Source organism: [Roseibacterium] beibuensis (assembly GCF_039542305.1).
In the GTDB taxonomy this organism is placed as follows: domain Bacteria; phylum Pseudomonadota; class Alphaproteobacteria; order Rhodobacterales; family Rhodobacteraceae; genus Roseibacterium; species Roseibacterium beibuensis.
Genome location: NZ_BAABHW010000007.1, coordinates 1 through 24,223, shown reverse-complemented (window position 1 = coordinate 24,223; position 24,223 = coordinate 1). Strand labels below are relative to the sequence as shown.

Sequence of the window (24,223 nt, the reverse complement as noted above, 5' to 3'; positions counted from 1 at the left end):
GACACGACGCCGCGTCTCTGGCCTATCCGCAATCCGGCCTTGCAGACCTGTTGACTCACACCACGTAGAATGGGGCAGGGGCCTCTTGCTCCGGGGCTTTGAAGTGTTTTTGCAAATCATTCGCAATTTCCTTGACCAATGTGAGAATGGTTCTCATATTCATCTCGACGGCGGTGACGCGCGCTCCGATCTCGGGCGGCGTCCTTCGTGAAAAGGTCTGACTGACGATGCTAAGAAGAACGTTCTTCGGGTTTGTGGCGGCCTGTGCCGCCAGTTTCCCATTCGGTGCCGCCGCACAAGAGCGGCTGAACGTGGTCGCGACCACGGGAATGATCGCCGATGTCGCCCGCGTTGTCGGCGGCGACGTGGTCGAGGTCAGCGCGCTGATGGGGCCGGGTGTCGACCCCCATGCCTATCGCCAGACGCGCTCGGATATCGTCGCGCTCAGCCGCGCCGACCTGATCCTCTGGAACGGGCTCTACCTCGAAGCGCAGCTTGAGCAGCTTTTGCTCGATCTGGCCGAACGCCAGCCGGTCGTTGCGGTGGGCGAAGGCGTCCCGGTCGAGATGCGCCTTGCCAATGAAGACTATGCCGACCGGTTCGACCCGCATGTCTGGATGGACCCGGCGCGATGGTCCTACGTGGTCGAGACGGTGGCCGCGGCCCTGACCGAGGCCAGCCCGGACCATGCCGGGGAGTTCGACCGCAACGCGGACGCCTATCTCGAGCAACTCGCGGCCCTCGGCGAATATTCGGAAGATGTGCTCGGGTCGGTGCCCGAAGCGTCGCGGGTCCTGATCTCGGCCCATGACGCCTTCAGCTATTTCGGCGAGGCGTATGGCTTCGACGTGGTCGGGATTCAGGGGATTTCGACCGAAAGCGAGGCAGGCTTGCAGCGGATTGCCGAACTGGTCGACATGATCGTCGCGCGTGAGGTCGGCGCGGTTTTCGTCGAAACCTCCGTCTCGGATCGCAACATCCGCGCCCTGATCGAAGGGGCCGCCGCGCAAGGGCACGAGGTCGTCATCGGCGGCGAGCTGTTCTCCGACGCCATGGGCGAGCCGGGCACCTACGAGGGCACGTGGCTGGGCATGATCGACCATAACGTCACGACGATTGCCCGCGCCCTGGGCGGCAGCGCGCCCGATGCCGGGTTCGCAGGCCATTTGGGCATGAACTGAAAAGGATCGAGCCGGACATGACAGCATCTGACCAAAGCGGCGCCGAGGGCGGCCTCGATCCCCGCAGCCCCCTCGCGGTGCGCGGGCTGACGGTGACCTACGGCGAGAAACCCGCCTTGTTCTCCCTCGATGCGACCTTTCCGGCCGGTCGGATGTCGGCGATTGTCGGTCCCAACGGGGCCGGCAAATCCACGTTCCTCAAGGCGGCGCTGGATCTCATCCCGCGCGTCTCGGGCGAGGTGACGGTCTTTGGACGCCCCGTCGACCAGGTGCGCGATCGCATCGCCTATGTCCCGCAGCGGGCGAGTGTGGACTGGGATTTCCCGACCACCGCCATCGACGTGGTCCTGATGGGCCTTTATGGCCGGTTGGGCCTTTGGCGGCGCATCACGGGCGGGCATCGCGACCAGGCGCGCGCCTGCCTCGACCGGGTCGGCATGGCCGATTTCGCGGATCGCCAGATCGGGCAATTGTCGGGCGGTCAGCAGCAGCGGGTGTTCCTTGCCCGGGCCTTGGCGCAGGAGGCCGACCTGTACCTGCTGGACGAGCCCTTTGCCGGGGTCGATGCCGCCACCGAGCGTGCGATCATCGATGTGCTCAAGTCATTGAAGGACGAGGGTCGGTCCGTCATCGCGGTGCACCACGACCTGTCGACCGTGCCGCAATATTTCGATCACGTCCTGCTGATCAATCTGCGCCGGGTGGCCGAGGGGCCGATTGCCGAGGCCTTCACGCCCGAAACCCTGACCAAGGCCTATGGCGGGCGGCTTGCGGCGACACAGCTTGACCGCCTCGCGCTTTCGGCAAGCTGAGGCAGCGGGATGCAGGGCATCTGGGCCGCACTGACCTTGCAAGCCGGTTACAATGCCGGGCTGGTGGCGATCGGGGCGACCTTGCTGGGCTTCGCGGCGGGGGCCGCCGGGGCCTTCCTGTTCCTCCGCAAGCGCGCGCTGGTCTCTGACGCGGTGGCCCATGCGACCCTGCCGGGTGTTGGCCTTGCCTTTATCACCATGGTCTTGATGGGTGGCGACGGGCGCAGCCTCCTTGGCTTGCTGCTTGGCTCTGCCATCAGCGCCTGGCTGGGGCTACTGGCCGTCGAGTGGATCAGCCGCAAGACGCGCCTGCCCGAGGATGCGGCCATCGGGGCGGTGCTGTCCTCCTTCTTTGGCCTCGGGATCGTTCTCTTGACGATAATCCAGAGCATGAGCGCGGGCCGCCAGGCCGGGTTGGAGAGCTTCCTGCTCGGCTCGACCGCGGGGATGCTGCGACAGGACGCGATCCTGATCGCGGTGGCGGGCAGCGTCGTGGTGGGGCTGGTCTGGCTTTTGCGGCGGCCCATGACGCTGGTGGCCTTCGACGCACAATATGCAGCGGCGCGCGGCGTGAACCTACGCCGCGTCGACCTTGCGATGATGGGGCTGGTCATGGCGGTGACGGTGATCGGCCTCAAGCTGGTGGGGCTGATCCTGATCGTGGCGATGCTGATCATCCCGCCGGTCACGGCCCGGTTCTGGACCGAGCGCGCGGACCGCGTGGTGTGGCTTGCCGGAGGGGTGGGCGCCGTGGCGGGCTATGTCGGCGCGGCGCTGTCCGCCTCGGCCCCGGATCTGCCGACCGGGCCGATCATCGTGCTGGTGTCTGCCGCGCTCTTTGTTCTGTCGCTTTTCTTCTCGCCGGCGCGCGGCGTGGCGGCCGCCGTGCAGGCGCGGCGGCGGTTCCAGACCCGAGTGCACCGCCGCCAGGGCCTGCTGTCGCTGTCTCGGTCCGAGCCGATCCATGACCCGCTGACCTTGCGCATCCTGAAGGGAGAGGGGCTGATCCGCCCCGATGGCGTCGCCACCGACGAAGGCCTCGCCCAGGCCGCAAAGATCGCCCGTGACGAAAGACGGTGGGAGGTGGCGCGCGCCGTGCATCATGATACGGCCCTGACCGGGCGGTATGACGGCCTGACCCCGATCGAAGACGTGTTCACGCCGGACGAGATCGAGGATTTCGACAACCGGATCGGCGGGCTGCGCGTTGTCGGAGGGTCTGCATGATGGGGGCCGAATTCGTCCAATTGTCGCTGACGCCGATCCTGATCGGCATTCTGGCCTCGATCGCCTGCGCTCTGCCGGGGAATTTCCTGATCCTGCGGCGGCAGGCGCTGATCGGGGATGCGATCAGCCATGTGGTCCTGCCGGGGATCGTCGCGGCGTTCCTCGTGACCGGAACGGTGGCGGCCATGCCGATGATGATCGGGGCCGCGGTGGCGGCGCTGGTCGCGGTGATCCTGATCGAGGCGATCCGCAGGCTTGGCCGGATCGAACCCGGCGCGGCGATGGGCGTGACCTTCACCTCGCTTTTCGCGGGCGGGGTGTTGCTGTTGGAGCAATCCGATACCTCTGCCGTCCATCTCGACGTGGAACACGCGCTGATGGGCAACCTCGAGTCGCTGATCTGGCTGGACGCGAGCGGCTGGTCCTCCCTGATGGATGCCGCGGCGCTTGCCGGATTGCCGCCCGAGTTGCCGCGCATCGCGCTGGTGGCGGCGCTCATCTCTCTGCTGACGTGGCTGTTCTGGCGTCCGCTCAAGCTGACCAGTTTCGACGAGGGGTTTGCCCGCTCTCTCGGCATGCCGGTGTCGATCATCGGCCTGGCGCTGGTCTCGACCGCGGCCATCGCGGCGGTGGCGGCCTTCGACGCCGTGGGGTCCATCATCGTGATCGCGATGTTCATCTGCCCACCCGCGGCCGCGCGGCTGATGACGAATTCGCTCGGCGCGCAGGTGGGGTGGAGCCTGGTCTTCGCCACCGTTTCGGCGGCGCTGGGATATGTGCTGGCGGGCTACGGGCCGATCTGGCTGGGCTTTTCGGCCTCGGTCAGCGCGGCGGGCATGATCGCAACGGTCTCGGGCCTGATCCTTGCGGTGGCCTGCATCGCCGGTCCGATGCGGGCCCGGGTCGGGCAGGGCGCTACGGGCTGACTACCCGAGGCAGCGCGCCCGCAGATCGGCAACCGCCGTTTGCAGGGCGTTCGACGGCCCGCGTTCCAGGCGATCCAACGCATGGTCCCAGGCCTTGCGGGCCAACGCGTCGTCCTTGGCATAGACCCAGGCCGCGCCAAAGGTCTCTTGCAGCAGGATGTCCCAATCCAACACCTCCACGCGGAGGCGCTCGCGGCTCTGGATGCCGAAGTGGTCGCCCTTCACCGCCCCGGCGGCCAATCCGGCGGCCATCCAGTTCATGCAATTGATCGCGGTATGCGGATCGTTCATGCCGGGTGAAAGCGCGCGGGCCAGCATCTCCACCTGTTGTTCGGCGAGGAAGACCAGGTTCTGATCTTCGGTCTTGGCAGGGCCAAGGGCGAAAGCCGAGCGAAGCGCTGCACGCGTCTCGTCGTCGACCGGGGCAGAAACGCGCAGCACCGGGTTGCCTGCATGCGCGAAGCCGCCCGGAAGCGCCAGAAGCTCTATCGTCAAGGATCTGTCCTTTGCGATGTCGTCCAATACGTCGAGGTCGAGGCGCTGCACGTACCCGACGCCGTGCAGCGTGATGTCCTCTCCTTCGCCCCGTGCGATGGGTGGGGGCGGTGCGGTGCCGTTATCGTGGGCGGTCGCCTCCATCGCCGCGCAAAACCGCCGCCCCAGCCCGGCGGCGATGTTGGAGACGTTGATCGTTTCCGGCACGTGATGGACGTAGAAAATCACCACGAAGACCGACAGCATCGCCAACCCCATCGCCAGCATGAGCGACAGTTGCGGCACGAACCCGTCGACGCCGCCATCCAAGCTGGCCTGAAGGCTGCGCAGGATGATCAGCGTGTAGACGAAGGTGGCGATCAGGATGCCAAGCGCCCACTGGTTGCCACGATCGCGCATGAAATTCCCGATCAGCCGCGGCCCGAAATTGCCCGAGGCGAAGGACACCGCGACCATCGTGATCGAGAACATCACGCCCGCCACGCCGATCACCGATTGCGCGATCACCGACAAGACGGTGCGCGCCCCGTCGATCTGCGTATCGGTCATGTCGCTTGGCATGAGGGTATCAAGGATCGCGGCATGCGTGTCGAGCCACAGCATCCCGCCCGCCAGCGCCGCCGCCCCAAGGACGAGGCAGGACGGCACGAACCAGTAGCTGGCCCGCATGTCGGACAGGGTTTTCAGGATCAAAGCGCGATAGGCCATGACGCCCCTTTGCAAGAGTGAACTGCCAACGCGTGGATCATCGCGCGGTTCCCCGGCAATGGGAACCGTGCGGGTGATGGCCGGGTTGATCGGAGGAACGCAACAGGTCTCCGGAGGATCAAATGGCAGAAACCACATCCAACCCCAGTATCAAGGACGAAGACACCTACGAGGCGCTGCGCGACAAGGGCATGTCCAAGGAAAAGGCGGCACGCATCGCCAATGCGCAGGCCAACGATCGGCAATCGCCCTCGGAAAAAGGCGGCAAGGCCCCGCCCTACGAGGACTGGACGAAGGACGACCTCATGGACCGTGCGCAGGAGATCGGGATCGAAGGCCGGTCGAAAATGGACAAGAACGAGTTGATCGAGGCGCTACGCTCTCACTGAGAAAAAAAGGAAAGGCCGGGGATTTGCCCCGGCCTTTCCGTGTCACTCTTCCTGAATGATGCGGTCGCTGGACACACCGCGCTTTTTCAGGTGGTCGACGACCGCCTCTTCCATCGGCGGCGGGCCGCACACGTAGAACCGCTGCTCCCAATCGCCGATCAGTTCGTCCAACGTATCCCCATCCGGCATTTGACCGGGGGAGCCATCCTCGGGCGCGCTGAGAAGGTAATCGACCTCAAGGTCTTTCAGTGTGTCCCAGTAGGGTTTCAGGATGATGTCGGCCTCGGTCTTGTTGGAGAAGATCAGGCGACAGTCTTTAAGCGTGCCGGACCGGGCGCGGTCGCCCAAGATGCCGAGAAACGGGGTGATGCCCGCACCGCCAGCGATGAACGTGCCCGGCCCGGCGTCATGGATCGCGCCCCATGGCTCTTCGATCAGGATGCGGTCGCCCGGTTGCAACTCCCATAAGCGCTTGGTGACGCCATCGTGGTCGGCATAACTCTTGATCGTGAAGGTCAGGACATTGGCCTCCGGGGCGCCGGTGAAGGTGAAGGGGCGCTGTTCCGCGCGCCAGCCGTCCCGATCAAGCGCCACATCGGTCGCCTGGCCGGGCGTGAACTCAAATTCCAGCGGTCGGCTGAACACGTAATAACGCGTATCGTGGGTCAGCGGCACAACCGCCTGCAGGGTAATCGCATGTGTCATCTGTAACCTCCTGTTCAGGTGGTCAAACGTGCGGCCTGCGCGCAGGTTCCCGCGGCGGTAATTTCACAAGGAACCAATCCGCCCGACTGGCGTTTGACAGTCATGACACAGAAAAACGAGCAGACAGACGCGGGCACGGCGGCGCGGACACGGCATATCGGACTCGAGCTTGAATTCGCCGGGTTGACCGAGGCCGAGGCCGCGCTGGTCTTTGCCGACGCGGTCGATGGCACGGCGCGTCAGTCAGATGCGCGCCGCTGGGTGTGCGAAACGCAAGAGTTCGGCGCGTGCGAGGTCTATCTGGACACGCGCTTTGACGACAAGATCGCAGAGTTGGGCAAGGCCGCCGAACACCTGATGCGCGAGGTCGTTCCGGTCGAACTGGTCACCGAACCGTTCGATCCCAGGCACCTGCCTCTTTTCAACGACGGCACCGCGGCGCTGCGCGATGCAGGCGCCATCGGGTCGCGCGACGGGATCCTGCTGGGCTTCGGCCTGCACCTCAATGTCGAGATCGCCGAGGAAACGGCGGATCACCTGGGGCGGGTGCTGACCTCCTACGCGTTGCTGGAAGAGCATTTTCGCGCGAAGGACCCGATCGACGTGTCGCGCCGCGTGCTGCCTTTCGTGCAGCCCTATCCCGACAGCCTTGTCGATGCCTTGGGAAGGGGCATCCCCGATACGCTCGATGGGTTGATCGACCTGTACCTCGATCATGCGCCGACGCGCGATCATGGTCTCGACATGCTGCCGATCTTCAAGGGGATCGACGCGGATAAGGTCAGCGACGCCGTTCATGGTTTGACTGCCGTCAAACCGCGTCCGGCCTATCATTTTCGCTTGCCCGACTGCCGCATCGACGAAGACGGCTGGTCGGTGATGCCGGCTTGGGATTGTTGGAACACCGTCGAGGCGGTCGCGTCCGACGCGCCGCTGTTGACCGCGCTGCGCAAGGCGCGCCGGGATTGGACCGGCCTGCCCAAACTCGGGCGCAAGCCGTGGCACAAGGAGGTTGCCACCATCCTCGACACCACCAGCGAGAGGGACGTCTCATGAATTCCCGACAGGACAAGCCGAGGATCGGCGTGACGGTGTCACGCCGGACCGGGTGGCGCATTTTCCCGCTGATGGCGCTGAATATCTGGCTGGCCGGTGGGCGCGCCGTGAAATGGCAGGCCGAGGATGACGTGGACCTGTCGAAGGTGGATGGTGTCCTGATCGGTGGCGGCGATGACATCGCGCCGACGCTCTATAAAGGGACTCTCACCGTCGAGGCGCGTCTCGACCCCGAGCGCGATGCCATGGAAAAACGCATTCTCGAAGACGCGCTGGAGGAGAAATGCCCCGTGATGGGGATCTGCCGCGGGGCCCAGATGCTGAACGTCGTGCTGGGCGGCACGCTGCATCAGGATGCCTATGCCGAATACCCGTCGCGCCGCTACAAGACGATTCTGCCACGCCGCGAGGTCCATATCGACTCCGGCAGCCGGCTGGCCCGGATCACGGGAACCTCGCCCATGCGCGTGAACGCGCTTCACCGGCAGTCGGTCCGCGCCTTGGGACGCGGCCTGCGTGTGAGCGCGCGTGACAGTGGCGGCATGGTTCAGGCCATCGAACGGACCCGCGACCCGTTTGCCCTCGGCGTGCAGTGGCACCCCGAGCATATCTTTTATGCCCATCGTCACCGGGCGCTGTTTTCGGCGCTGGTGGCCGCCGCCGAAGGCTGCCGGAGCGGGCAGGGCCAGATCGCCACGGTCGAGCGCCGTGTCAATCGCATGGTGTGGTGAAAAAACTGGGGAACCACAGCGCTTTGGCGGCGTTCTTTCAACAACAAGGCGAAGCAGATCTGTCCCCGATTTTCCAGCTTCGTTTTGCCCCCGGGCGCGGTGCCCGTCCTGTCCCCGAATTAGAGGCGCCGCGCCCGACCATTGTTCCCTCGACTGAGCCGCCATGCCTTTGCATGGCGGCTTCTTTCTTTGTGGACCGGGTTTCTCAGACCATCTCGTCGGGCACGCCGGGGATCGGGCGGGCAAGCTCCCGGTCGCGGCTGCGATCATAGGGCACGAGGAAGTGGCGCCGGTCCTGCGGCGATTGCGCCGCGTTCTGATCCAGCATCCGGCGCAAACGCGCGACGAAGGCCGGGCCGTCCGAAAGCTCCGCCTCGGTCGGGGCCTCTGCGCCCAGCCAATGGGCCAGCGCGCGGTGGCGCGTGTCTGCCACCCGGTCCGCGAGGGTCAGGTGCAAGCCCGCCTCGGTATCCCAGCGCAGGCTGCGGCCATTCAGATTGGCCGAGGACAGGATCGCTTCGCGCGTGTCGAAGATCGACAGCTTGGAATGGACGTAGACGATGGGCGCGCCCGCGATGGCGTCCGGCGCATCAGGGGCCTGCGCCGGGCGCGGCTGCACCGGTGAGGCTATGGCCACGCGGTCCCCGAACCCGTCTGTCAGCAGGTCCAGCGCCTCGCAGGTTTTCTGCGCGCCCAAGGCGGCATCTGCGCGGCGGTTGCCGTCGAAGGCCACGTCCTCGGGTGCGCCGGGCATGACCAGCACACAGGCAAGCCCGGGTTTTTCGCGCGCGGCATCGGCCAGCGCCTGCGCCAGCGGCTTGTGCCGGAAGAACTGGGTTTCGAGGTAGATGAGCGACTGTGCCCGCCCGATTGCGTCGAGATGCGCCTGCTCGATCTCGGCCAGCACGGTTTGCGGCGCGATGTGGACCAACTCTACCGCGCGCTTGGCCGACAGCGTCCGCAGGAACCCTGGCGCGGGCGGGGGCGGATCGGCCCGCCCTTCGGTCACGGCGCGGAAACCGCGCAGATGCGCCTCGGCCGCTGCAACGACCGGGCCACGCACGATGGCCTGCATGTCCTGCCACGTGTCTTCCGACGGGCGATCATGCTGCGTGTCGTCGAAGCGGCGCTCGTTCAGGTCGAGGCCGCCGATATAAAGCTGTTCCCCGTCGATCACGGCCAGTTTCTGGTGATGGGTGGCCGGCACGAGCGAGAGCTTCCCGCTCTCCGCCTTGCGCGCGAGATGCGGGGTCAGGGGATCGGGGTCCTTCTCCTGCAATTCGTTGCCGATCTTGGGATTGAACAGGCTGCGCGGCACCAGCCCCACGCGCGCGGGATGCATGGCGATCTGGAAACGCAAGCTCCCGCCATCGGCCAATTCGTTGACCGCCGCCAGTTGCCGCGCGCTCGACCAGCTGCGGCGGTGATCGTCCGTGGCAAGGATCGGGTCGAAATCCGTCACGACGATCTCGACATCCACGCCCTTGTTCAAAACGTGCAGCAAGAGGTCGACCCAGGTTTCGCCGATCTCGCGCGCCTCGTGGCTGCGCAAGGCGGTGGTCAGGTCGAAAACCCGGAAACACGCCCGGATCGAGCGCTGCGCGCCAAGGCAAAGCCGCTCGAAGGCGGGCCATGCCTCGGCCGCTGTCAGCAACAGCTCGAACTCCGTGATCGGGGCCACCGCCGGGTCTGTCCCTGTGTTGTCCTGGTCGGTCGGGTCGAGCATCTGCGGTGGTCCCTTTCTTGCGGAACGATCAGGCGGCGCTGTCCTCCCGTTCCGTGGCCGGGTCGGGGTCGGACTCATCGGCGTCGGCGGTGCCATCCTCCTGATCCGGCCGGAACTTGATGAAACTTATCTCGACCCTGTAACGCTCATCCGTCTCGGTCAGGTCCATCTCGCCGCCCAATTGCGCGACGAAGCCTTCGATCAGCCGCGCCCCAAGGCCCGTGCCATCGCTGCCCTCGACCTCCTGCACCGGCTCTCCAACGGTGTTTTCCACCACGAGATGCACCTGAAAGCCTTCGGTCCGATACATGCGCACCTCGATCTCGGGGCGTCCAGATGCGGGCCGCCCAAGATACTTGGTGGCATTCGTCACCATCTCGTTGGCCAATAGCGCCAGTGGCACGGCCTGGTCGGGAACAAGCTGGATATCGTCCGAGGTGAAGCTGGTCCTGATCTGCTGTCCGGAGGGAACCCCGACATTGAAGGCGGCTTGAACGACCTCCTGCAACAGGCGGTCGGCCCGGACCGTGGACATCTGCGTGCCGGTATAGAGCGCCTTGTGGATCGTCGCGAGGCTCATCACCCGCGCCTGAACGCGGCGCAGCACCTTGTGCGCGATCCCGTCGGGCACGCTGCGCAACTGCATGTTCAGGATCGACGCGATGAGCTGGAGGTTGTTCTTCACGCGGTGGTGCACCTCGCGCAGGAGCAACTCCTTTTCGCGCAGGTTTTCCTTCATCTCGGCCCGGTCGGCCAAGAGACGGTCGACCATCCGGTTATAGGTCCCGGCGATCTGCCCGATCTCGGCGGGCGGGCGGTCGAGAATGGCGAAACTGTCGGACGGGTCGTCGATCGAGAACCCCGCCATGCGGCGGCGCAACTCGGTCAGATGGCGCAGGACCATCCGGTCGATGGCCATCACCGCCACGACAAGCGCCACCACCCAGATCAGGATCGGGACGGTTGCCGCCGCCTCTCCGAAGAGGGGCAGGCTGTATTCGGCGCGCGCCGATGTCCAAAGCCCCAGCACATAGATGCGATCCGCGATCAGGGGAACCAGCGCGGCAAGGCGTTCGGTCCCGTCCTCAAGTTCGATGGTGAAGGTGGTGCCGTCATTCGCAGGTCCGTACTCCATCGGGCGCACGTTGAGGTTCTCGAAAACGCCCACGTCGTCGATGCCGGTACTGGCCGACAGGACATTGCCCTCGTTGTCGATCAGCGCAAGCATGACATCGTCCACGCCCGCTTGCAGCAAGGTATCGGTCAGGCTGTGGGGCAGGGACACATAGGCCGCGCCCTGAAAATCGTCGGTTTCGGGGTCGATGATCGGCATGGTGACAACCACCACCGACTGCCCCGAAAACGGGCCTTCGCGGTTGACCGACACCCTTGGTTCGGGGCGTTCCACGAGGTCGAGCCACGCGGTTTCCTCCGAGATGTCCATCGAACCGCCGCTGGTGCAGGACAACAGGCCATCGGCATTGGCAACACCGGCAAAGCTGAACGCGGCGGAGGAGTCGACAAAGCGGCGCATGAGCGCATCGCAGGCGGCGTCATCCTCGGTCAGTTCCATCGCGGCAAGGCCCAGGGCATGCGCAGCCCCGTAGGCGCGGCGGAGCAAGGCCTGTTCCGCCCCCGCGGCGCTGCCTGTGCGCAACAGGATGTCCTGTTCCTCAAGCTCCCGGGCGTCGGAAATGACGGCCCGGGTCTGCTGCACGGCCAGCAGGCCGAGCGGCAGGATCGCAAGGCTGAGCACGACGACAAGGCGCGTGCGCAGGCTCCGGAAGCGGCGCGTGCGCCGCGTACTGGTCGCGTTCATGCAGCGGGCCGACCGTTCACGACGGCCATCGTCGCGGCATCCGTCATTTCGAGCGCGTCGCCGTCTTCGAGCTTCATCACCTCGGCCAGGCGTTTGCGGGCGCGATTGGCGCGGCTCTTGATCGTGCCGACGGCACAACCGCACATCTCGGCCGCTTCCTCGTAGGAAAAGCCCGATGCGCCGACGAGAAGAAGCACTTCGCGCTGCTCGTCGGTCAGGGTCGCGAAGGCCTCGGCGAATTCCCCAAGCGCGAGGCGTCCGTCATGGGCCGGTTTCTCTGACAACTGGCCGGCGATTTCACCGTCCACATCCGCGACTTCGCGCGAGCGTTTGCGGTGCAGCGAATAGTAGGTGTTGCGCAGGATCGTGAACAGCCAGGCGCGCATGTTGGTGCCGGGTTTGAACTTGTCGATATTCGACCATGCCTTGACGATCGTGTCCTGCACGAGGTCGTCCGCCGTCGCGGGATTGCGCGCGAGCGAGCGTGCAAACGCCCGCAGAGCACCAAGATGTTCGACGATCTCGTCGCGGGGATCATTGCCCTTGCTGGTCTCACTTTCCATTCTCGGCCCCCCCATCGGCGCTTTCCTTCGCCTTCAACTGAGAGATCAGATCGAGAAATTTTTCCGGAAGTTCCTCGTTCAGCGTCTGATCGAAGACGCGCTTGAGGTTCTCGTCTATCTGCTTGTCGATGCTCGACTTTTTCTGCTGTTGTGCCATGGCGTCCGTCGATTGTCCAAAAATCCGTCTTTGCATGGAACCAACTCGGGCCCAGTTGGTTCCATAAAAAATGCCTGGACAGGAGAACATACATGACCACCGCATCGTCTACCCCGGATGTCAGCAGCCAGCTTGTGGCCGAATTGCCCTATCTGCGCCGCTATGCGCGCGCCCTGACCGGGCAGCAGGACACCGGGGATCGCTACGCGCTTGCCGCGCTTGAAGTCATCGTCGCGGATCCCGGCCTGCTGAAGACCGCGCCGTCGGTGAAGGTGGGGCTCTTTCACACTTTCCACGGTCTCTGGTCGAGCTCCGGCGCGCCGGTCGAGGGCGATCTGGCGGGCGAGGCGACGCCCGGCGACCCGCGCGAGGCGCGCGCGCATGAACGGCTGAGCCGCCTGACCGCCAACAGCCGCGAAGCGCTCCTTCTGCACTCGGTCGAAGGTTTCGGGTATGACGCCATCGGCGCGATCATGGACGTGTCGACGGACGAGGCCGAAGATCTTGTCTCTCGGGCCATGGAGGAAATGGGCGACTTGGTGACAGGTGACATCCTGATCATCGAGGACGAAGGCATCATCGCGATGGACCTCAAGTCGATCGTCACCGGCATGGGCCACAACGTGACCGACACGGCCCGCACCCGTGACGACGCGATCGCCAAGGGCAAGGCCAGGGTGCCGGACCTGATCCTTGCCGATATCCAGCTTGCCGATAAATCCTCGGGGATCGACGCGGTGAACACGCTGCTGGCGGACTTGGGGGACCGTCCGGTCATCTTCATCACCGCTTTCCCCGAACGTCTGCTGACGGGCGAGCGGCCCGAACCGGCTTTCCTGATCACCAAGCCCTATTCGGAACAACAGGTGCGCGCCGCCGTCAGCCAGGCGATGTTCTTCGCCTCGACCGAGAAGATGGACGTCGCGATCTGATCCACCTGTCACCGCGCAGGAGGCCCCGGTGTCACAGCCGGGGCCTTTTTCATTCCGACAGGCCGCCTGCATCGGGAACACCCATCACAGCCGGCGCGTTTGCAGACGGGTAACGGAGAAAGACTTTGGAAACAGAACAAGCCATTCGCGAGGCGACGCGCCTCAACTCCAAGATGATCTACGAAGTGGTCCGTCGTGACGGCGATGAAGAGCTGGAACGGCCCACGAAATCGCTGATCTGGTCGGGTTTGGCGGCGGGTATCCTGATCTCGTTCTCCGTCTTGGCCGAGGCCGTGTTCCGCAGCCATTTGCCGGATACAAGCTGGCGCCCATTGGTCGAGAACCTCGGATACAGTTTCGGTTTCCTGATGGTCATCCTGGGCCGGATGCAGCTGTTTACCGAGAACACCATCACCACCATTCTGCCCCTGGTCGCCGAACGCTCGAAGCGCTGCGTGGTTCTCGTTCTGCGGCTGTGGGGGATCGTCCTTGTGGCCAACGTGGCCGGCGCTGCGCTGGCCGGTGCGTTTTTCGTGCATGCCGAGGCGTTCTCGCCCGAACTGCGTGCCGCCATTTTCGACCTGTCGGCCCATGCCACGGGCTTTCCGCCGCTCGAAGCCTTTCTGCGCGCCATTCCTGCGGGTGTGCTTGTGGCGGGCATCGTCTGGATGATGCCGGGCCAGAGCGGCAACGAGGTCTGGATTATTGTCCTGTTCACGTGGCTGATCGCGGCGGGTGACTTCACCCACGTCATCGCGGGCGCGGTCGAGGTGTGGGTCATGCTGCTGGATGGCCGGTTGATGATCGGCGAGGCGATTGGCGATGTGTTCCTGCCCATCCTGGCCGGGAACATCTTTGGCGGCACGCTGGTCTTCGCCTTGCTCGCCTGGGGGCAGGTCAAGGCCGAGGTGGAGCCGCCCCCGGACGAAAACAGTCACGGCGCGAAATAGGTCGGTTTCGATCCTTGCCGGAGGGCAGGGAACCTCGATGGCCCTGCCACGTTGGGGTCGTGAACGGAGGTTACGATGAACTATGGTAGCAAACCCGACCCCGCCGACACGCCGCAGATCGCGCTCCGCCGTATCGCGTTCGGCAGTTTCGTGGCTGTCTCGGCCCTGTGCCTGATGGCGTTCGTGTCGCTCGGCATGGCGGGCATCACGCATGCTGAAACGGAGTGTATCGACCCCTCGCAGGTCTGCGTCATGCCGATCGACGAGGTGTCGCCATGAGGTTTTCCACCGGTGAGCGCGTGAAATGGACCTGGGGTACTGGTGAAGGAACAGGCGAAATCGTCGAACGCTTCGACAGCGACGTGACCCGCCGGATCAAGGGTTCAGAGGTGTCGCGCAACACGTCGAAGGACGAACCCGCCTTCATGATCGAACAGGCTGATGGAGATCGCGTCCTGAAGTCCTGCACGGAACTCGAACAAGCAAGTTGAAGAGGAGACAGACATGATGGAATTGACGGGAATCGGTGGCTTCATCCTCCTTATCCTCGACCTTTGGGCGCTGATCTCGGTGATCGGATCTTCGGTCTCGACCGGGAAAAAGGTTCTGTGGGCCTTGCTCATCATCCTGTTGCCGCTTCTGGGCTTCATCCTGTGGTTGATCCTTGGTCCCCGGGCCAACAAGCAATCGGTATAGACCCAACCTGCAACCCTTGGAAAACATTGAACGCCCGGGAAGTTGCCCGGGCGTTTTCGCGTTTCCGCGCGCGATGCACCCCCGCAACCCCATCGAGCAAAAGAATTGTCAGCGTCACTTGTGTTTCCACGCATGTCAGGCAGTATCGCCTCGCGGCAGGAGCGCCGTATCCCGAGGCAACACTTAACTAACCGGGCACAGCGTGCCCTCCTGTGTCAGGCGTTCGATGACGTACCAGTCCACCCTAGAGCCGTGCTGCTTGATCGTGCATCCCGACCCCTTCGTGGCGCAGGATCTTCAGGATATCCTGATCTCCGCCGGTGCGACGAAGGTCGATGTCGTCCCCGCTTTGGCAGATGAGGTGCGTGGCAATATCCGGATTGCCTTTGTCGCGGGGCGCGTCCCCGACATTTTGTCGGCGGACCATGTCCGTGCCTGGGCGGATGGCGGTGTTCCGGTGGTGGTGTTCGACGGTGATGGTACGCTGACGGGACCGGGCGCGGAAAACGCGGTCGCGACGTGCGGCGTGCATGTCCTGGCGCAACCGTTCCGCACCGAAGACGTGACGCGGCTACTCAGGGAACTGGCGGTTTTCTAGGTTTTCCGGGAACCACCGGCACCGGTCCGGGTTATCTCCTCAGTAGCTGAACAGGAGATAATCCAATGCTTGGTTGGGCACTTACCTTTCTCGTTATCGCGCTTGTCGCCGCTCTGTTTGGGTTTGGCGGTATCGCCAGCGCGTCGGCTGGCATCGCGCAGATCCTCTTCTTCATCTTCATCGCGCTGTTCGTGATCGCGATGGTCGCCCGGGCGATCCGCGGCCGCACGCCGTAAACGAAAATACTGCATCAGGGGCGAGTGGTCCTATCGGCCGCTCGCCCCTTTTTCATGCGCGACTGTCGGAATTGGAGACAAGACAACATGGCGAACCGCGAGCATTTGCTGAAAGGCTACATGGACCACGTCGAAGCCCTCAGCCCCGGTGAAACCGAGTTCCACCAAGCCGTTGCGCATGTGGCGGGCGACGTCATCACCATCGAGAAGGCCAATTCGGAGTTCGCCAATGCCCGCGTTCTGGACCGTCTCGCCCTGCCGGATCGGGTGATCGGGTTCCGGGTGGTCTGGCAGAACGATGCCGGTGAGGTCGAGGTCAACCGGGGTTGGCGGGTGCAGTATTCCAACGCCATCGGACCCTACAAGGGCGGGCTGCGGTTCCACCCGACAGTCAACCCGTCGATCCTGAAATTCCTCGGGTTCGAGCAGGTCTTCAAGAACGCGCTGACGGGCCTGCCGCTGGGGGGCGGCAAGGGGGGCGCGGATTTCAACCCGACGGGCCGCAGCGATGCCGAGATCATGCGCTTCTGCCAGGCCTTCATGCGCGAGCTGGCCCACCATATCGGCCCGGACCGCGATGTTCCCGCGGGCGACATCAATGTCGGCACGCGCGAGATCGGGTGGCTTTTCGCGGCCTACAAGGCGCAAGATGGCGAGTTCACCGGCGCCTTGACCGGCAAGGGCCAGAGTTTCGGCGGCTCCGCCATGCGCACCGAAGCGACGGGCTATGGCCTTGTCTATTTCGTCGAGGCGATGCTGGCCGAACAGGGCCAGGAGATTGGCGGCAAGCGCATCGCGATCTCGGGCAAGGGCAACGTCGCGACCCATGCGGCGGAGAAGGCGGTCGCCCTGGGCGGCAAGGTCATGACGCTTTCGGATACCTCGGGCAGCCTCGTGGCCGAGGATGGCCTGACGGCAGACACAATCGACTGGGTGCGCCAGCGCAAGCAGGAAGGCCGCGACATCGCCGATCCGCCAAAAGGCTGCGGTGCGCGGTTCGTGGAAGGCCGTGCCCCGTGGGATCACGAGGCCGATATCGCGCTGCCCTGTGCCACCCAGAACGAGGTGGATGAGGAGATGGCAAAACGCATCGTCGACAACGGTGCGAAGATCCTGGCCGAAGGCGCCAACATGCCGCTGACCGCCGTCGCGCGGGAGGTGATCGAGAACGCCGACCTGCACCACGCGCCGGGCAAGGCATCGAATGCGGGGGGCGTGGCCGTCTCGGGGCTGGAGATGAGCCAGAACAGCCATCGCCGCTTTTCCACCGCCGCGGAGGTCAATGGCGAGTTGAAGCAGATCATGCGGGGCATCCATGACCGCGTCGCCGCCGAAGGCAGGCAGAGTGGCCGGATCGACTATGCCCGCGCGGCCAACATCGCCGGGTTCCGCAAGGTCGCGCAGGCCATCGCCGCGATGGGCGCGATCTGAGGGGGCAGGTGATGACAGGTGCAGAGCTTTTCGTCGAATGCCTTGTCGCGGGCGGGATCGACACGGTCTACGCGCTTCCCGGCGAGGAAACGACCGACCTGATGGACGCGCTGGCGGCGTCGAAGATCGACATCGTGTTATGCCGCCACGAACAGGGGGCCACCTTCATGGCCGCCTGACGGGGCGGCCCGCGGCCTGTCTGGCCACGCTCGGGCCCGGGGCGTCGAACCTTGTTACCGGGCTGGCCGATGCCACGCTCGATCATGCGCCCGTTTTGGCGATCACGGGGCAGGGCGGCGGATGACCTGGCGGCCCTGTTGCAGGGCACCGGGATGCCGATGGCAAGCAGCTTCAAGGCCAAGGGCATCTTGCCCGCGCATCACCCTCAGAACCTCGGGGCCTTCGGCCTTCCGGCCGAAGATTAGGTGGATCATGCCATCCACAGTGCCGATCTGCTTGTCTGTATCGGGCTGGACCCGGTGGAATACCCCTTGGGCAAGCTGACGGATGAGGCCCGGATCGACGCGCTCTCCTTGTCAGACACAAGCGTGCCGCGCGATGCCGGGTGGCATCTGGGGGCCGAGGCCGTCGGGGACCTTGCCGCCGGATTGCGACACACGGCATGCGAAACGGATGACGACCTGGCGAAGCATTGCGGCGACCGCCCTGCAAGGCAGCTCATCACGGTGCCGGTCAAATACAGCGGAACCTTCGCGTGACCCCTGCCCGTCGGGAACCTTTGACGGGGCATCCGTGTTGAGTGTCCAGAACCGCAACACAGGAGCTAAGCCATGAAAACCGCACCTATTCTTGGTATCGCTGTCGCCGCAATCGTCGCCATCGGCGCCGCCGTCTACCTTGTCGATATCGACCAGACCGAAGAGGCCGCGCTGCCGGAAATCTCGGTCGAAGGCGGCAACATGCCCGAGTTCGAGGCCGAGACCGGGGATATCGAGGTCGGCGAGACCGAAGTGACCGTTCCCACGCTCGAGATCGAGCCGCCGGAAGAAGACACCGATCTCGCCCAGAACCAGTAATCAAGTCTTACCGCTGATAGGAGAATGACGATGAACCGCGACCAGATCGAAGGCAAATGGACCGAGATCAAGGGCCAGCTGCGTGAACACTACGGCGAGCTGACCGACAACGATCTCGAAGAAGCCAAGGGCGACCGCGAACAGATGGAAGGCGTGCTTCAGCAGAAGCTGGGCCAATCCAAGGAAGAGGTTCGCAAGACGGTCGACGATATTCTGGCCAAGGTCTGATTGACCTGCAGACCCACCACAAGACGCCCTGCGTGAAATCGCGGGGCGTTTTGAGTCTGAGAAAGGACCAAAGACCGGCGTCCACTCACCTTGCCGATTTGGACCCAGAGGGATCTTGCCGCTGTCCGGACGATCCGCAAACGCACGTGCGGACAGATGCGCAAACAACCTGCCTGAGACGGTCCGCGTCGATGCGCGGCAGCCTGTCATACCGGACGGCGAGGAGAAACAGAGGTTTCACGACGGTTATCCGGTGTTGTCCGCTTACGTCTCAAGAAAGGCCGCCAATCATTCGGGTCGAGGGCATGTTCGGCTCCATTCTTTGCAATGGAACCGGAGGTTGGCGAACTTTACGGTCTTCCGGGCGAATAAGTACGCGATCTCACCCCCTTGGTTGGCGGTATCGGAGGTGCAACAGACGGCAGCGCACACGTATTTTTTGTTGCAGCAAGAGGATGCGGAGGTGGACTTCATGCTGGGCGGCAGGGCCCCAAGCCCCACCGCCGCGTTGTGGTTCAGTGGTCCTCTTGCCAGATCTCATCCATTACGACCGCGTCCAATGGCAGGCGTTGGCGCCAGCCCTTGAGGGCCAGTTCGGGCGCGGGATAGAAGTCATCCACAAACCCGACACACAGGTAGGCCACGATCGCCACGTGGTCGGGCAGCGCGAGGATCCGGCGCAGGTCGGGCTCGTTGTAGATGCTGACCCAACCCACGCCGACATTCTCGGCGCGCGCGGCAAGCCACAGGTTCTGAACCGCGCAAACCGAGGAATAGAGATCCATCTCGGGGTTGTGGGTACGGCCCAGAACCACCGGCCCGCAGCGGTCGCGGTCGCAGGTGACGGCGATGTTCAGCGGCGCTTTCAGGATGCCTTCGAGCTTGAGGCCGCGATAGGTGCTGCGGATACCCTCTGGGAACATCGCCTCGGCCTCGGCATTCGCGGCCTCGAAGACGCGATGCACGGCGCGGCGACGCTCGAGGTCACGGATGAGAATGAAATTCCACGGTTGCATGAACCCCACGGACGGCGCGTGATGGGCGGCGTCGAGGATGCGCCGCAGGACGTCGTCGGGGATCGGGTCGGGGCGGAACTCGTCGCGCACGTCTCGGCGGTTGCGGATCAGGTCGTGGATCGTGTCGCGGTCTTCTGGGGTAAAGCGGCGCGCGGATGCGGGCGCCGCCGGGGCGGTGTCGGGCATGGTGGCCCTCCTGGTTTGACAGCGCCGCCTCGGGTTCCACGCGGGGCGGCCATCTTGCCGGGCCGGTCTTCTGGCTTCGGGTCATCTGCGCGCAGGCGCCTTCCCGGATCGCTCCAGTGGCATCGTGCCTGCGGCATCCCCGTCACAGCGGCGGGCCCGCGCCGGTATTGCACCGACTTCCCGATTCTCCCCGGCTTGGCGGGGCACCCGGCGGACGCTGCATAAGCGGGCGAGCGGCGGCAGGCAAGATGCGCGCGATATCGCAAAGCCCCATCAGTCCGTGACCTTAACGAAGTAACGGACGAAGGTCGAAATCCTATTCACCCGGCTACACCACAAGCCGGCTTCGAAGCAGTTGCGCTTGCGTGGCCCATCGGCGCAAACGATAAAGTGCCGCGCGCTGCCGCCGCCACGGCCCTCCTCAAACTGGCCAAGATGGTTTCCGCACCTCAGAAGCCGTCAACGGTCTGACATCAAGGGCCTTCACGCCGTTGTTCCCGGTTGCCTCAACACCGAAGCGGACATTCCGCCAAAATCACCCAGTTGAGCCATACGTGGTCTACATAGGGGGCGGAAAGCGGAAGTTCGCTGCGGTGAAGATTGTGCCACACAGCCAAGCTAGAAGCCGACATCCAGAGCAGACCAAGATCAAAGCGTACCGGAATGACACAGGTCCCGAGTGAAGTCGCGGTACTTCGCATGAGAAGCGGGAAGAAGTGCGGCTGGGCGAAACTGCTGTGCGCCGCAATACGTTTCCCATCCGAGGCTCGTCTGGGCCCTCGGCATGATGTACCTCGATCATGAAGGCGACCAGCGGCTTTGCCTGCTCAGCCTGAGCATCGATCCGCTTGCGCTCGCGACCGGGCTGGAGAACCGCGATGCCGTGACCCGGTTCGCCAAGGGCCTCTATCGCAACCCCACCGGCATCATCGAACGCGCCATGCAGGCTGCCGCGAACGGGCGGAAGGGATACCGGCTCGTCACCCGTGAGAAGATCAGGGGTCGAACCTTGGCCGGAAGCTTCGATTGCCCCTCACCGATGCTTGTGAGCGAGGCGCGGGATCGACGCACCCTCCCCGATGCGCAGGAGCCCGGCCCAGAAGAGGGCAAGACCTCCTTCTTCGACCCCGATATCCGCAAGGCGATCCTGAAGATCGACGAGAGCAGATCCATCCGCAAGCCGCGCTACGAGAGCGAGGAGGAGCGCGCCGAGAAAGAGCGGGACATGATGGAGCGCATGCATATCGAGACCGGTCCGGCCAGCGCGATGATCCTGCGCGATCTCTTCGGTTACGAAAGCGGGTTCCGCGTTCTTGGCGACATGATGCCCGACGAGGAGCCAGAACACCCTGCCTTTTGACGACGCAAACCGGCAACACCCGTGTCCAATCGGGGCCGACCTCCAGGCGCAAGCCTTTCAGATCGGCAACGCGGAGACAAAAATTGCCCGTGACAACCATGAGGAACGACAACATGAATGACGATCGACAAGACGGCGCCCTGCCGGCCACCCGGTCGGCCGACGCACCGCCAACCGCACCACCCCACCCCCTGGATGGCCAGTGGTTCATGCGCGTCGATGGGCGCGACTACGGCCCCTATACCGGCCACCAGCTCAAGGCCTTTGCCGAGGATGGCCGTCTTGAGCCGGACACGGAGATCCGCCGGGAGGCCAGCGCGGAATGGGTTGCTGCCGAGATGGATGTCGCGATCCGGAAGTTTTTCCAGCCGGCGCCTGTGCCCCAGCCCGGGCCGGAGCCGCAGGTCGCGACCGCAAGCGATCGCAGTACGGTCGTCCAGGTCACCAATACCTTTCAACAGCCCGCGGCGCTGGTGGATCCGGGCGCAAACAAGTCGCCCGGGCTGGCGCTCTTGCTGTCCTTCCTTTTCGTCGGACTTGGCCAGTTCTATAACGGCGATGTCGGCAAGGGCTTCCTGATGATCCTGGGCTGCATTCTGCTCTGGCTCGTCTTCCTCGGTTGGATCATCAACATCTGGTCGATGATCGACGCCTACACCAAGGCCAAGGAGCTCCGCGATCGCCACCAGGCCTACATTGCGGCACAGACGCGGCCGGCATGACCCGCCAGGGGAAGCGAACCTGCCCGACCTGCCTTGGCCTGGGTCTCGCACGGGAGCGGTGCCCGACCTGCGGACGTGCTGCGGCCGGCCAAGCGATCGGAAGCCTGAGGCTGCCCCCGTGGCTCGACAGAAGGTTGACGTCCTGGCTTGTCGATCGGGAGATCCACGAGATCGCTCTCGTTCCGGCCCTCATCCCCCTTCTGCCGCCCATGCCGGTTCTCGCCCTGGCCGCTTTCGGACTGAAGGCGCGCTCAGCCGACCTGCGCGCGCATCTGTGGACCTGGCGTTTCGTCCTCGTCGCAGCCATCGTGAACCTGATCCTGTCGGTCTGGCTTCTGTCCGAGATCTCCGAAACGGTATGGGGCCTCATTCTCGGTTTCTGGAGCACGCTTCCTGATCTGCTCCGGGAACCGGCGGAAGGGACGAGATCGATCCCGGTGGCAGCCTGACAGTAAAGGGCCGCCTGAAAGAGCGGCTTACTGCCTTGGGATCCTTAACGCTAAAAGCTCGCGCGCATCGACATCCCTTGTCGCCTTAACTCGTCCCGGGCAGCGCTCGTCATTGACCTCATGGCCCGCATCCCGAAAGACAGATCGGATTTCCAGGAAATCGCCCGGGTGCGACGCAACCTCGGCGACGTGAAGGCACCCTATGCGACCGCGGCCCTTATCGAGGAGCTGCGCCAATGGGAACTGGCTTTCATGGATACGCAGGAGCGGCCGAAGATGGTCATCTTCGCGCACCACAAGTCGGTGATCGAGACGATAAAGGCCCAGATCGAAGCCGTTTTCCCGGGATCCGTCTTGACGTTCGACGGCTCCACAAAGTCGAGAAAATGTCAGCCGACTGTCGACGCCCTCCAGCAGGACGAGAGCAAGCGGGTAATGATCCTGTCACGCTCGGGCATCAAAGGGATCACGCTCATCCGCGCCAACGTGATGCGCACCGTCGAGCCTGACTGGAACCCCGCTGACATGATCCAGCTTGAAGACCGGATGTGGCGGACCGGCCATACGCAGAACTGCGATGTCGGCTACATGTTCATTCCCGGCACGCTCGATGGTCGCATGGGCAAGTCGATCCTCACGAAGATGGAGAGCGACGAGCGCACCATGAACAAGCCGAAGCTGACACTGGAGGCAGAGCAGGCGACGCCGGCCGAACCCGAGGTTGCTCCGGACGGGGCGGATCTTCCGCTCTTCGCAAGCGCGTGAAGAAGGCCCGGCCCGGAACGACCGCAAGGATGTCGATCATCACCAGGTTGAAGATGCCGCAGGCGGCCACGAGCAGGGGAATGATGCCGGCAGCCGGATCCAGGGTGGCGGCGGACGGGCCGAAGACCACGATCACGACCTGGGACGCGAGCCAGCCGATGAACAGGGCTTCGGCAAGCGCGGTGTCCTGGAACCTGCGGCAGAACACGGCGAAGTAGGCTGCGAAAGAGAGGAAAAAGACCCCGAGAAAGCCGAAGAAGACGAGGTAAGGATTGCCGGAGATCGTGAAATCGGCAGGCATGAAGAGACCGATGGAGACCACGATCGAGGTGATCGCGTAGACCAGGATGAACTCGAGCCGCCCCGCGGGGCTCTCGAATGACAAAAGACGCTGCAAGATCGACACGGTCATCTCCTCGGTCTGACTATGGTCCTGGTTCGCTCGAGCCTGGTCGATGGGCGATGATACCACCTTCACATCCCAAAGCGGTGATGTCGACACCCGGTCCGAATGAATCTCCACTGTCCGGCATGGAAGAAGGCTCCAGGCGGGCTATGGCCCTCAGGGTTCAAGCACGTCCTCGACGTCATGCTGGCGAATCCTAGCCTGACTTCAGAACTGCCGCATCCTATAGGTCGTAGAGAAAAGATCGCACTTCGCAGCGTGATTCAGGCCCTTGCGGATATGGGCCTCTTAAAGCTCGTCCCAGACCTGGATCATCTCTGGCTAGGCCGTTTCTTCCCGCTTGCCCCGAGCCGCGAGGACCTGCTCGCGTAATTTCGAGATATTCTCCCGAAGGCGAAAGCAGCGCCAAAACCCCGTCGGGTCGCTCGGGTGACAGTATCCGAATGACGGCACCGGAAGGCAAAGCGCGGTCGCGACGAGCAGACAGGGCGCCAAGCGCTTCGAGACTTGGGCACGGTCCATGCGTGAAGGCCCAGCTCACCATACTCTTCTGCGGTCCAGCCGCCAAAACATGGGCTGGACAGCCGAGTGCTCTGCTCCCTGAAAATTGGATCGGTTGAAGCTGGAGTTTTCCGCTAAGTTTCCCAGGCTGGGAGAGGAGCGGAATCGCATGAAGGCATCGAAGTTCACGGAGGCGCAGAAGGCGTTCATCCTGA

30 protein-coding genes, 1 pseudogene and 1 riboswitch are annotated in these 24,223 nt (G+C 64.2%); of the genes and pseudogenes, 24 read left to right on the top strand and 7 right to left on the bottom strand.

Annotation, left to right across the window (positions count from 1 at the left end; genetic code table 11):
- Window positions 1-227 precede the first annotated feature (227 nt).
- From ABD923_RS17490 to ABD923_RS17475, 4 genes are read left to right on the top strand one after another with little or no spacing between them, the layout of a single operon-like run.
- On the top strand, window positions 228-1,181 hold the full coding sequence (locus tag ABD923_RS17490) for a metal ABC transporter solute-binding protein, Zn/Mn family (RefSeq protein ID WP_259554212.1): 954 nt from the start codon (window positions 228-230) through the stop codon (window positions 1,179-1,181).
- Window positions 1,182-1,198: 17 nt separating this feature from the next.
- Complete coding sequence (locus ABD923_RS17485) at window positions 1,199-1,993, top strand: metal ABC transporter ATP-binding protein (protein WP_259554213.1); 795 nt, start codon at window positions 1,199-1,201, stop codon at window positions 1,991-1,993.
- A gap of 9 nt (window positions 1,994-2,002) precedes the next feature.
- Window positions 2,003-3,220 (top strand): metal ABC transporter permease, encoded by a 1,218-nt coding sequence (locus tag ABD923_RS17480; RefSeq protein ID WP_259554214.1) that lies wholly within the window; start codon window positions 2,003-2,005, stop codon window positions 3,218-3,220.
- A complete protein-coding gene (locus tag ABD923_RS17475; RefSeq protein WP_259554215.1) occupies window positions 3,217-4,146 on the top strand; it encodes a metal ABC transporter permease in 930 nt (309 codons plus the stop codon). The genes ABD923_RS17480 and ABD923_RS17475 overlap by 4 nt, the downstream gene beginning before the upstream one ends.
- Here the strand turns inward: ABD923_RS17475 and ABD923_RS17470 are convergent, their stop codons facing one another.
- On the bottom strand, window positions 4,147-5,349 hold the full coding sequence (locus tag ABD923_RS17470; protein WP_259554216.1) for a DUF2254 domain-containing protein: 1,203 nt from the start codon (window positions 5,347-5,349) through the stop codon (window positions 4,147-4,149).
- 122 nt (window positions 5,350-5,471) lie between these two features.
- Here ABD923_RS17470 and ABD923_RS17465 point away from each other — a divergent pair, with 122 nt between their 5' ends.
- Complete coding sequence (locus ABD923_RS17465) at window positions 5,472-5,738, top strand: DUF7218 family protein (RefSeq protein WP_259554217.1); 267 nt, start codon at window positions 5,472-5,474, stop codon at window positions 5,736-5,738.
- 42 nt (window positions 5,739-5,780) lie between these two features.
- Here ABD923_RS17465 and ABD923_RS17460 read toward each other — a convergent pair whose 3' ends face one another.
- The gene (locus ABD923_RS17460) at window positions 5,781-6,443 is read right to left on the bottom strand and encodes a ferredoxin reductase domain-containing protein (RefSeq protein WP_259554218.1); all 663 of its coding nucleotides are present in this window, start codon (window positions 6,441-6,443) and stop codon (window positions 5,781-5,783) included.
- A gap of 102 nt (window positions 6,444-6,545) precedes the next feature.
- Between ABD923_RS17460 and ABD923_RS17455 the strand changes: the two genes are divergently transcribed.
- Together ABD923_RS17455 and ABD923_RS17450 are read left to right on the top strand one after the other, a co-directional pair.
- The gene (locus ABD923_RS17455) at window positions 6,546-7,499 is read left to right on the top strand and encodes an amidoligase family protein (protein ID WP_345229558.1); all 954 of its coding nucleotides are present in this window, start codon (window positions 6,546-6,548) and stop codon (window positions 7,497-7,499) included.
- Window positions 7,496-8,230, top strand: coding sequence for a gamma-glutamyl-gamma-aminobutyrate hydrolase family protein (locus ABD923_RS17450; RefSeq protein ID WP_259554220.1), 735 nt, complete (start codon window positions 7,496-7,498; stop codon window positions 8,228-8,230). The genes ABD923_RS17455 and ABD923_RS17450 overlap by 4 nt, the downstream gene beginning before the upstream one ends.
- Before the next feature lie 205 nt (window positions 8,231-8,435).
- On the opposite strand, the gene ABD923_RS17445 is transcribed toward ABD923_RS17450, so the two are convergent.
- The 4 genes from ABD923_RS17445 to ABD923_RS17430 are packed head-to-tail and all read right to left on the bottom strand — an operon-like array spanning window position 8,436 to window position 12,495.
- Window positions 8,436-9,956 (bottom strand): phospholipase D family protein, encoded by a 1,521-nt coding sequence (locus ABD923_RS17445; RefSeq protein WP_259554221.1) that lies wholly within the window; start codon window positions 9,954-9,956, stop codon window positions 8,436-8,438.
- Window positions 9,957-9,984: 28 nt separating this feature from the next.
- A complete protein-coding gene (locus ABD923_RS17440) occupies window positions 9,985-11,775 on the bottom strand; it encodes a sensor histidine kinase (RefSeq protein WP_259554222.1) in 1,791 nt (596 codons plus the stop codon).
- On the bottom strand, window positions 11,772-12,338 hold the full coding sequence (locus ABD923_RS17435; RefSeq protein WP_259554223.1) for an RNA polymerase sigma factor: 567 nt from the start codon (window positions 12,336-12,338) through the stop codon (window positions 11,772-11,774). The genes ABD923_RS17440 and ABD923_RS17435 overlap by 4 nt, the downstream gene beginning before the upstream one ends.
- Window positions 12,328-12,495, bottom strand: coding sequence for a NepR family anti-sigma factor (locus ABD923_RS17430; protein ID WP_222187254.1), 168 nt, complete (start codon window positions 12,493-12,495; stop codon window positions 12,328-12,330). The genes ABD923_RS17435 and ABD923_RS17430 overlap by 11 nt, the downstream gene beginning before the upstream one ends.
- 92 nt (window positions 12,496-12,587) lie before the next feature.
- Here ABD923_RS17430 and ABD923_RS17425 point away from each other — a divergent pair, with 92 nt between their 5' ends.
- The 13 genes and pseudogenes from ABD923_RS17425 to ABD923_RS17365 all read left to right on the top strand — a co-directional run bounded on the left by ABD923_RS17425 (window position 12,588) and on the right by ABD923_RS17365 (window position 18,603).
- On the top strand, window positions 12,588-13,427 hold the full coding sequence (locus ABD923_RS17425; RefSeq protein ID WP_259554225.1) for a response regulator: 840 nt from the start codon (window positions 12,588-12,590) through the stop codon (window positions 13,425-13,427).
- 125 nt (window positions 13,428-13,552) lie between these two features.
- On the top strand, window positions 13,553-14,377 hold the full coding sequence (locus ABD923_RS17420) for a formate/nitrite transporter family protein (protein ID WP_259554226.1): 825 nt from the start codon (window positions 13,553-13,555) through the stop codon (window positions 14,375-14,377).
- Window positions 14,378-14,452: 75 nt separating this feature from the next.
- On the top strand, window positions 14,453-14,656 hold the full coding sequence (locus ABD923_RS17415; RefSeq protein ID WP_259554227.1) for a hypothetical protein: 204 nt from the start codon (window positions 14,453-14,455) through the stop codon (window positions 14,654-14,656).
- Window positions 14,653-14,868: a hypervirulence associated TUDOR domain-containing protein gene (locus ABD923_RS17410; RefSeq protein ID WP_259554228.1), complete on the top strand. Its 216-nt coding sequence runs from the start codon at window positions 14,653-14,655 to the stop codon at window positions 14,866-14,868. Before ABD923_RS17415 ends, ABD923_RS17410 begins: the two co-directional genes overlap by 4 nt.
- Before the next feature lie 13 nt (window positions 14,869-14,881).
- Complete coding sequence (locus tag ABD923_RS17405) at window positions 14,882-15,073, top strand: PLDc N-terminal domain-containing protein (protein ID WP_259554229.1); 192 nt, start codon at window positions 14,882-14,884, stop codon at window positions 15,071-15,073.
- A 226-nt stretch (window positions 15,074-15,299) separates the two neighbouring features.
- Entirely contained in the window at window positions 15,300-15,671 is a 372-nt protein-coding gene (locus ABD923_RS17400) for an ANTAR domain-containing protein (RefSeq protein ID WP_345229557.1), read from the top strand.
- Window positions 15,672-15,736: 65 nt separating this feature from the next.
- On the top strand, window positions 15,737-15,907 hold the full coding sequence (locus tag ABD923_RS17395; RefSeq protein ID WP_222187261.1) for a DUF1328 domain-containing protein: 171 nt from the start codon (window positions 15,737-15,739) through the stop codon (window positions 15,905-15,907).
- Window positions 15,908-15,994: 87 nt separating this feature from the next.
- Window positions 15,995-17,338, top strand: coding sequence for an NADP-specific glutamate dehydrogenase (gene gdhA, locus ABD923_RS17390; protein ID WP_259554233.1), 1,344 nt, complete (start codon window positions 15,995-15,997; stop codon window positions 17,336-17,338).
- A gap of 11 nt (window positions 17,339-17,349) precedes the next feature.
- A pseudogene (locus ABD923_RS19175) lies at window positions 17,350-17,642 on the top strand (thiamine pyrophosphate-binding protein).
- Window positions 17,602-17,763: a hypothetical protein gene (locus ABD923_RS17380; protein ID WP_259554247.1), complete on the top strand. Its 162-nt coding sequence runs from the start codon at window positions 17,602-17,604 to the stop codon at window positions 17,761-17,763. Before ABD923_RS19175 ends, ABD923_RS17380 begins: the two are co-directional and overlap by 41 nt.
- Window positions 17,764-18,057 (top strand): hypothetical protein, encoded by a 294-nt coding sequence (locus ABD923_RS17375; RefSeq protein WP_259554234.1) that lies wholly within the window; start codon window positions 17,764-17,766, stop codon window positions 18,055-18,057. It abuts the gene before it with no gap.
- A 72-nt stretch (window positions 18,058-18,129) separates the two neighbouring features.
- Window positions 18,130-18,375, top strand: coding sequence for a hypothetical protein (locus ABD923_RS17370; protein WP_259554235.1), 246 nt, complete (start codon window positions 18,130-18,132; stop codon window positions 18,373-18,375).
- A gap of 30 nt (window positions 18,376-18,405) precedes the next feature.
- Window positions 18,406-18,603 (top strand): CsbD family protein, encoded by a 198-nt coding sequence (locus ABD923_RS17365; RefSeq protein WP_259554236.1) that lies wholly within the window; start codon window positions 18,406-18,408, stop codon window positions 18,601-18,603.
- Window positions 18,604-19,118: 515 nt separating this feature from the next.
- Here ABD923_RS17365 and bluB read toward each other — a convergent pair.
- Window positions 19,119-19,805, bottom strand: coding sequence for a 5,6-dimethylbenzimidazole synthase (bluB, locus tag ABD923_RS17360; RefSeq protein WP_259554237.1), 687 nt, complete (start codon window positions 19,803-19,805; stop codon window positions 19,119-19,121).
- Between the two features lie 43 nt (window positions 19,806-19,848).
- Window positions 19,849-20,030: riboswitch (cobalamin riboswitch) on the bottom strand.
- Between the two features lie 559 nt (window positions 20,031-20,589).
- On the opposite strand from bluB, the gene ABD923_RS17355 reads away from it, so the two are divergent.
- The 4 genes from ABD923_RS17355 to ABD923_RS17340 all read left to right on the top strand — a co-directional run bounded on the left by ABD923_RS17355 (window position 20,590) and on the right by ABD923_RS17340 (window position 23,101).
- A complete protein-coding gene (locus tag ABD923_RS17355; RefSeq protein WP_259554238.1) occupies window positions 20,590-21,165 on the top strand; it encodes a hypothetical protein in 576 nt (191 codons plus the stop codon).
- 113 nt (window positions 21,166-21,278) lie between these two features.
- On the top strand, window positions 21,279-21,887 hold the full coding sequence (locus ABD923_RS17350) for a DUF4339 domain-containing protein (RefSeq protein ID WP_259554239.1): 609 nt from the start codon (window positions 21,279-21,281) through the stop codon (window positions 21,885-21,887).
- On the top strand, window positions 21,884-22,336 hold the full coding sequence (locus ABD923_RS17345) for a hypothetical protein (RefSeq protein ID WP_345229555.1): 453 nt from the start codon (window positions 21,884-21,886) through the stop codon (window positions 22,334-22,336). Before ABD923_RS17350 ends, ABD923_RS17345 begins: the two co-directional genes overlap by 4 nt.
- Window positions 22,337-22,456: 120 nt before the next feature.
- Complete coding sequence (locus tag ABD923_RS17340; RefSeq protein WP_259554241.1) at window positions 22,457-23,101, top strand: C-terminal helicase domain-containing protein; 645 nt, start codon at window positions 22,457-22,459, stop codon at window positions 23,099-23,101.
- Window positions 23,102-24,223 lie beyond the last annotated feature (1,122 nt).

What these genes read in the sequence shown, in the direction of transcription:
- gdhA (WP_259554233.1), top strand. Translation starts at nt 15,995, where the DNA reads ATGGCGAACCGCGAGCATTTGCTGAAAGGCTACATGGACCACGTCGAA.
- ABD923_RS17370 (WP_259554235.1), top strand. Translation starts at nt 18,130, where the DNA reads ATGAAAACCGCACCTATTCTTGGTATCGCTGTCGCCGCAATCGTCGCC.
- ABD923_RS17480 (WP_259554214.1), top strand. Translation starts at nt 2,003, where the DNA reads ATGCAGGGCATCTGGGCCGCACTGACCTTGCAAGCCGGTTACAATGCC.
- ABD923_RS17380 (WP_259554247.1), top strand. Translation starts at nt 17,602, where the DNA reads ATGCGCCCGTTTTGGCGATCACGGGGCAGGGCGGCGGATGACCTGGCG.
- ABD923_RS17355 (WP_259554238.1), top strand. Translation starts at nt 20,590, where the DNA reads ATGATGTACCTCGATCATGAAGGCGACCAGCGGCTTTGCCTGCTCAGC.
- ABD923_RS17340 (WP_259554241.1), top strand. Translation starts at nt 22,457, where the DNA reads ATGGCCCGCATCCCGAAAGACAGATCGGATTTCCAGGAAATCGCCCGG.
- ABD923_RS17395 (WP_222187261.1), top strand. Translation starts at nt 15,737, where the DNA reads ATGCTTGGTTGGGCACTTACCTTTCTCGTTATCGCGCTTGTCGCCGCT.
- ABD923_RS17400 (WP_345229557.1), top strand. Translation starts at nt 15,300, where the DNA reads ATGACGTACCAGTCCACCCTAGAGCCGTGCTGCTTGATCGTGCATCCC.
- ABD923_RS17445 (WP_259554221.1), bottom strand. Translation starts at nt 9,956, where the DNA reads ATGCTCGACCCGACCGACCAGGACAACACAGGGACAGACCCGGCGGTG.
- ABD923_RS17470 (WP_259554216.1), bottom strand. Translation starts at nt 5,349, where the DNA reads ATGGCCTATCGCGCTTTGATCCTGAAAACCCTGTCCGACATGCGGGCC.
- bluB (WP_259554237.1), bottom strand. Translation starts at nt 19,805, where the DNA reads ATGCCCGACACCGCCCCGGCGGCGCCCGCATCCGCGCGCCGCTTTACC.
- ABD923_RS17425 (WP_259554225.1), top strand. Translation starts at nt 12,588, where the DNA reads ATGACCACCGCATCGTCTACCCCGGATGTCAGCAGCCAGCTTGTGGCC.
- ABD923_RS17350 (WP_259554239.1), top strand. Translation starts at nt 21,279, where the DNA reads ATGAATGACGATCGACAAGACGGCGCCCTGCCGGCCACCCGGTCGGCC.
- ABD923_RS17440 (WP_259554222.1), bottom strand. Translation starts at nt 11,775, where the DNA reads ATGAACGCGACCAGTACGCGGCGCACGCGCCGCTTCCGGAGCCTGCGC.
- ABD923_RS17365 (WP_259554236.1), top strand. Translation starts at nt 18,406, where the DNA reads ATGAACCGCGACCAGATCGAAGGCAAATGGACCGAGATCAAGGGCCAG.
- ABD923_RS17465 (WP_259554217.1), top strand. Translation starts at nt 5,472, where the DNA reads ATGGCAGAAACCACATCCAACCCCAGTATCAAGGACGAAGACACCTAC.
- ABD923_RS17455 (WP_345229558.1), top strand. Translation starts at nt 6,546, where the DNA reads ATGACACAGAAAAACGAGCAGACAGACGCGGGCACGGCGGCGCGGACA.
- ABD923_RS17415 (WP_259554227.1), top strand. Translation starts at nt 14,453, where the DNA reads ATGAACTATGGTAGCAAACCCGACCCCGCCGACACGCCGCAGATCGCG.
- ABD923_RS17475 (WP_259554215.1), top strand. Translation starts at nt 3,217, where the DNA reads ATGATGGGGGCCGAATTCGTCCAATTGTCGCTGACGCCGATCCTGATC.
- ABD923_RS17410 (WP_259554228.1), top strand. Translation starts at nt 14,653, where the DNA reads ATGAGGTTTTCCACCGGTGAGCGCGTGAAATGGACCTGGGGTACTGGT.
- ABD923_RS17435 (WP_259554223.1), bottom strand. Translation starts at nt 12,338, where the DNA reads ATGGAAAGTGAGACCAGCAAGGGCAATGATCCCCGCGACGAGATCGTC.
- ABD923_RS17430 (WP_222187254.1), bottom strand. Translation starts at nt 12,495, where the DNA reads ATGGCACAACAGCAGAAAAAGTCGAGCATCGACAAGCAGATAGACGAG.
- ABD923_RS17460 (WP_259554218.1), bottom strand. Translation starts at nt 6,443, where the DNA reads ATGACACATGCGATTACCCTGCAGGCGGTTGTGCCGCTGACCCACGAT.
- ABD923_RS17345 (WP_345229555.1), top strand. Translation starts at nt 21,884, where the DNA reads ATGACCCGCCAGGGGAAGCGAACCTGCCCGACCTGCCTTGGCCTGGGT.
- ABD923_RS17490 (WP_259554212.1), top strand. Translation starts at nt 228, where the DNA reads ATGCTAAGAAGAACGTTCTTCGGGTTTGTGGCGGCCTGTGCCGCCAGT.
- ABD923_RS17405 (WP_259554229.1), top strand. Translation starts at nt 14,882, where the DNA reads ATGATGGAATTGACGGGAATCGGTGGCTTCATCCTCCTTATCCTCGAC.
- ABD923_RS17485 (WP_259554213.1), top strand. Translation starts at nt 1,199, where the DNA reads ATGACAGCATCTGACCAAAGCGGCGCCGAGGGCGGCCTCGATCCCCGC.
- ABD923_RS17450 (WP_259554220.1), top strand. Translation starts at nt 7,496, where the DNA reads ATGAATTCCCGACAGGACAAGCCGAGGATCGGCGTGACGGTGTCACGC.